This window comes from Corallococcus terminator (genome assembly GCF_003611635.1).
GTDB classification, from domain to species: Bacteria; Myxococcota; Myxococcia; order Myxococcales; family Myxococcaceae; genus Corallococcus; species Corallococcus terminator.
In genome coordinates this window covers 1-5,456 of record NZ_RAVZ01000483.1, presented here as the reverse complement: position 1 = coordinate 5,456, position 5,456 = coordinate 1, and the positions used below count along the sequence as shown (strand labels likewise).

The window sequence follows — 5,456 nt, the reverse complement described above, 5'->3', positions numbered from 1 at the left end:
GTGGTGGGGGCCTGCGGCGCGGCGAGCAGCGTGAAGAGCAGGGATTCCAGCAACATGGCGTGCGCCTCCGGAGCAGGCGCCGAGGGCGCCCGAAGGGTCCATCTACTTCATCCGGACGGCCCCCGGGGGGCCAGCATTCACCGCTGTGTGGCTTTGACCAGACGCTTCCGCTGCTTCACGCCCAGCAGGTAGAAGCGCTCCCGAAGCTCCTGGGCCTGCTCGGGCGTCAAATCCCCGGAGCTGCCCAGGTGCTCGTCCCGCCAGGCGATCGCCCGGCTGATGCTGGCCGACGCCGCCGCGGAGATGTTCAGGCTCTGGCTGAAGCCCTTCATGGGCACCCAGAAGGTGCCATCCACGCCCGCCAGCACGTCGTCGCTCACGCCGAAGCGCTCGTTGCCGAACACCATGGCGAACTTCGTGTCGAAGCGCAGGCTGTAGAGGCTGGTGGCCCCTTCGCGCAGCGCCGACGCGTAGAGGCTGAAGCCCTGCCCCTTCAGGTGCTCACGGCAGTCCGCGAACGTCTTGTAGAGGTGCACGTCCAACCACTTGTCGCAGCCCTGGGCCACCCGTGAATTGGGGACGAAGGGTGCGTCGGGGTTGATGACGACGTGCACCTCCTGCACGCCCATGGACTCGCAGGTGCGCAGCACCGCGGCCATGTTGAAGTTGTCCTCCAGCCGGTCGAGCACCACCGTGAAGTTGCGCGTGCGCTGCGCCACGACACGGTCGATCTTCTCCTTACGTACATCGAGCAGGAACTGCTCCGGCTCGACGACGTCGCGCTCGAACTTCTCGTAGCGGGGTCCTCCACCAGCCATCGACTCAGCGCCTCCCGCCGGACTTCTTCGCGGCGGACTTCTTCGCGGATGCCTTGCGCACGGTCTTCTTCGCCACGGCCTTGCGCGCCACCGAACCCCGCGTCGAAGCCTTCTTCGCGACAGGCTTCTTCGCGACGGCCTTCTTCGCCGCGCCCTTCTTCGCCACGGGCTTGCGAGCCGAACCCGCCGCCTTCTTCGCGACGACCTTCTTCGCGGGTGCCTTGCGCACGGGCTTCTTCGCCGCGGGCTTGCGCGCCGCCGCGGTCCGGGTCGAAGCCTTCTTCGCGGCCTTCTTCGCCGGACGCGTCGCGGACGCCTTCTTCGCGGGAGCGCCCGAGCGCTTCCCCGAGCCCTTCGCAGGAGCCTCCGTGTGGATCTTGTCCGTGCGGCCGGTGAAGAGCACCTCCGCCACCGAGTCCATCAGCACCTGCATGCCCTCGCCCGTGGCGCAGGACACCGGGTACACGCGGATGCCACGACGGCGCAGGGCCTCCGTGAAGGGCCCCAGTCGCTCGCGGGCCTCCGTGAGGTCCAGCTTGTTGGCGGCCACCACCTGCGGCTTGCCGGACAGCTCCGCGCTGTACTTCTTCAACTCCTTGTTGAGGATGTTGAAGTCGGACAGCGGATCACGGCCGTCGCCCATGGCGCCCATGTCGATGAGGTGCACCAGCACCTTGCAGCGCTCCACGTGGCGCAGGAACTGGTGGCCCAGGCCCACACCCTCGCTGGCGCCCTCGATGATGCCGGGGATGTCCGCCATGACGAAGGACAGGTGGTCCTTGTACTGGACCATGCCCAGGTTCGGCACCAGCGTGGTGAACGGGTAGTCCGCCACCTTGGGCCGCGCCCGGCTCACGCGCGAGATGAACGTGCTCTTGCCCGCGTTCGGGAAGCCCAGGAGGCCCACGTCCGCCAGCAGCTTCAGCTCCAGCCGAAGGGTGATTTCCTCGCCCTGGGCGCCGTCCTGCGCGAAGCGCGGCGTCTGGCGCGTGGAGGTGGCGTAGTTCATGTTGCCCAGGCCACCACGGCCGCCCTTGGCCGCCAGGAACACCTGGCCCGGCTCGCCCAGGTCCACCAGCAGCTCGCCGGTCTGCTCGTTGCGGATCAACGTGCCCACCGGCACCTGGAGCACCATGTCATCGGCCCCGCGACCGTTGCAGTCGCTGCCCATGCCGTGCTCGCCGTTCTTCGCCCGGTGGTGCTGCTGGTAGCGGTAGTCCAGCAGGGTGGTGAGCTGGGGGTTCGCCACGAACGACACGGAGCCGCCGTTGCCGCCGTCCCCGCCATTGGGGCCGCCCCGCTCGATGAACTTCTCGCGCCGGAAGGACACGGCACCGTTCCCGCCGTCCCCCGCCTTCACGTAGATGCGTACTTCGTCGACGAACTTCATGGGGGGATTTCCCTCCTGGAAAAACACAAAGCGGGCCGTCCTCGCATCCAACCGTCGGTGAGGACGGGGTGGACCGGGGAACGACCCGCTCGGGGATGCCGTGCCCGGGGTTTCCCCCGGAGCAACCGACTAGGCGCTCGCCTGCTCGGCGGCGGCCGGGTACACCGACACCTTCTTCTTGTCACGGCCGAGGCGCTCGTACTTCACCACGCCGTCCACCGTCGAGAAGAGGGTGAAGTCGCGGCCGAGCTTCACGTTCGTGCCCGGGTGGATGACCGTGCCGACCTGGCGAACCAGGATGCTGCCCGCGGAGATGGTCTCGCCGCCATACACCTTCACGCCGCGGTACTGCGGGTTGGAATCACGCCCGTTGCGCGAAGAACCCTGTCCCTTTTTATGGGCCATGACACCTGCTCCTTGAAGTTCGAGTGAAGAAGACCTGCGAAGGGGACCGACTTAGCCGGAGATCGAGGTGACCTTCACCTCGGTGTACGGCTGACGGTGGCCACGACGGCGGGTCCAACCTTCCTTCTCCTTGCGGAAGTGGAGGACGCGGCGGTGCTTGTCCTGCGCCAGCACCTTGCCCACGACCTTCGCGCCCGACACCGTCGGCTGCCCCACCTTCGGGCTGTCCGAGCCGCCCAGGAGGAGGACCTCGGTGAAGGAAACCTCGGCGCCGATGTCCCCGGTGATCTTCTCGATCCGGAGAACGTCGCCCTCGGCAACGCGGTACTGCTTCCCGCCCGTGCGAATGACTGCGTACATCGTCGAACCCCTGTCAGCTATGGAATCCAACGCGCATTTCGGACGGCGGACCGCCCGGCGCGCTAAAAGACGGCGGGACTTACGGGAAACCCGGGGGGGAGTCAAGGCACATGGCGGATCAGACGTCCCGCCAACCCCCTCAGCGACTTTTGAATAGAATTCCCGGAATAAAGTCCACTAGAACGCATCCCGTGGCCGCAAAGGCTGCGGCCTGCCTTCAACCCACCTGTACCTCATCCCTGAGGGGGAGAACCACCATGAAGAAGTTCCTGATCGGCCTGGCGGCCATGGCTTCGCTCACCGCTTGCGGCGGCAACCTGTGCGACGACTCGCAGGACGTTGCCAATGACCTCTACGAGAAGGCCGAGGCCTGTGGCCTGACCGTCACCAAGCCCACGGATCCGACGGACGCGGAGATCGAGGCCTGTGAGGAGGCCCTGGAAGCCTGTTCCGACTCCGACAAGGACAAGGTCGACGCGTGGCTGTCTTGCGTGAAGGACGCGGAAGGCTGCGACGACAAGACGGCCGCCGAGCAGGCCGCCTACGGCGAGCGCATCGAGAAGTGCTCCTCCGAGCTGACGGGCGTGAGCTCCGCCTGCCTCTTCGCGAACTGAGTCGTCCCGGTCCGGCCTGACGGTCGGTCCTAGAGCCCGGTTCCCTCCCCAGGGAATCGGGCTCTTTCATTGCGGGCCCCCATCCCTCGCGCCTCCAGCGCCCGGTCCACCACGCGGCGGCGCTGCTGGAACTCCAGCTCCAACGGGTCCAGTTGCAGGCCGCGCTCATAGGCCTCCAGGGCCCGCTTGAGCTGGCCGTCACGCTCCAGCGCGCTGCCGGTGAGGAAGTGCACCCGCGCGGTGCCGACCGACCGGGGCTGTTCGGCCAGGAATTCGCGGCGCAGGGTCTCCGCCTGTCCGGGGGTGAGGCCCGCCTCCAGGCACCGGGCGACGCCCCGGGAGTTGCCCAGCCGCGCGTCGTAGCGTGCCCGGCGCAGGGGCAGGCCCAGCGTGTCGCCCGCGTCCCGCACGCGGATCAACATCGACTCCAGGCGCGACTGCTGTCCGCGCGACAGGGGCCGCTGCCGCACGGCTGACAGGGCGGTCCACAGCTCCCGGGCCCGCTCCCGCGCGGCCTCCAGCTCCACGTCCGGGGACAGGCCCAGCACCGCGTAGTGGGTCCCCTCCCCGCCCAGCCGTTCGCCGTGGGCCGCGAGGACGCGCTCCGCCTCCGCGTCGTCCGGGAGCTCCCGGGGCGGCGCGGGGGGCGACGAGGCCGGGGCACCGGACAGGTGCTGCTCCACGAGGGCCTTCAGCGTGGCCGACGGCGCGACGAACTGGACGCCGAAGCCCGGGCGCATGCTCCAGGCCTGGGCCTGCTCGGGCGAGACATGGCGCACCACCTCGCACGTGACGCTCAGCGGCCCTGAGCGCAGGGGCAACACCACCTGGACCCGGGAGAACAGCAGCGGCAGCTCCCCCGTCGCGTGCAGGAACACCCCTCCACGCGACAAGTCGGAGCCCGTGAAGGGCCGGGGCTGCGCGCCCGGATGCAGCAGCACCTGCACCGGCGCCGGCAAGGGCGTGCTCCCACTCGAGGACGCGGCGGGCGCCACGGCGGGCGTCTTCCGCGGCCCACCGGGCGAGCTCCCCGGGGAAGCCCCTTGAGGAAGGGGCGCCGCGGGCCGGGCCCCGGGCGCGGGCACGCGCGGCGGAGGGGTCCGCACGACCAGGGCCTGCTCCAGCGCGGTGCGCAGGGCGAGCGCGTTCGGGAAGCGCTCCTCGGGGGTCTTCGCCAGCGTGCGCAGCACGACGCCCTCCAGCGCGGCCGGCACCGTGGGGCAGATGGAGCGCAGCGGCGGGGGCTGCCGCGTCTGGTGCGCCACCAGTTGGGCGGTGAGCCCCTCGTCGGGAAAGGGCAGCCGGCCCGTGAGCAACTGGTAGGCGATGACGCCCACCGCGTACAGGTCCGCGCGGCCATCCAGGCGGCGGCTCAGCGACTGTTCGGGGGCCATGTACTCCGGCGTCCCCACGATGATGCCCGCCATCGTCTCCGGCATGCTCGCGTCCACCAGCTTCGCGATGCCGAAGTCGAGCACCTTCACGAACGGCATCCCCCGGCCGCGCTTCACCAGGAAGATGTTGTCCGGCTTCAGGTCGCGGTGGACGATGCCCCGCGCGTGCGCCGCATGCAGCGCGTCACACACCTGGGCCAGCATGGGCACCACGGCCCCGGCCGACAGCGGCGTCCCCACCCAGGCCGACAGCGGCGCCCCCTCCAGGTACTCCATGATGAGGTACGGACGCGGCGCCGCGGCGTTGAGGTCGAAGATGCTGACGATGTTCTCGTGCCCGATGAGGTTCACCGCCCGGGCCTCGGCATGGAAGCGCTGCACCAGCTCCGGGTAGCGCGCCAGGTGCTCGTGCAGCACCTTCACCGCCACCCGGCTGCCAATGGACACGTGCTCCCCCAGGTACACGGACCCCATG

At 69.4% G+C, this 5,456-nt stretch carries 6 protein-coding genes; 1 reads left to right on the top strand and 5 read right to left on the bottom strand.

What is annotated here, in order from left to right:
• Positions 1-137: 137 nt before the first annotated feature.
• The 4 genes from D7V88_RS38525 to rplU form a co-directional block, all read right to left on the bottom strand.
• Positions 138-818: a TrmH family RNA methyltransferase gene (locus tag D7V88_RS38525; RefSeq protein WP_120545518.1), complete on the bottom strand. Its 681-nt coding sequence runs from the start codon at positions 816-818 to the stop codon at positions 138-140.
• Positions 819-822: 4 nt separating this feature from the next.
• Complete coding sequence (gene obgE / locus D7V88_RS38520; RefSeq protein ID WP_120545517.1) at positions 823-2,208, bottom strand: GTPase ObgE; 1,386 nt, start codon at positions 2,206-2,208, stop codon at positions 823-825.
• Positions 2,209-2,337: 129 nt separating this feature from the next.
• On the bottom strand, positions 2,338-2,613 hold the full coding sequence (gene rpmA, locus D7V88_RS38515) for a 50S ribosomal protein L27 (protein ID WP_120536731.1): 276 nt from the start codon (positions 2,611-2,613) through the stop codon (positions 2,338-2,340).
• A gap of 51 nt (positions 2,614-2,664) precedes the next feature.
• A complete protein-coding gene (gene rplU / locus D7V88_RS38510; protein ID WP_120536730.1) occupies positions 2,665-2,973 on the bottom strand; it encodes a 50S ribosomal protein L21 in 309 nt (102 codons plus the stop codon).
• 257 nt (positions 2,974-3,230) lie between these two features.
• Between rplU and D7V88_RS38505 the strand changes: the two genes are divergently transcribed.
• Positions 3,231-3,587: a hypothetical protein gene (locus D7V88_RS38505; RefSeq protein ID WP_120545516.1), complete on the top strand. Its 357-nt coding sequence runs from the start codon at positions 3,231-3,233 to the stop codon at positions 3,585-3,587.
• Positions 3,588-3,616: 29 nt separating this feature from the next.
• Here D7V88_RS38505 and D7V88_RS38500 read toward each other — a convergent pair.
• Positions 3,617-5,456 (bottom strand): serine/threonine-protein kinase (locus D7V88_RS38500; protein WP_120545515.1); only part of this gene is annotated, 1,840 nt, incomplete at its 5' end.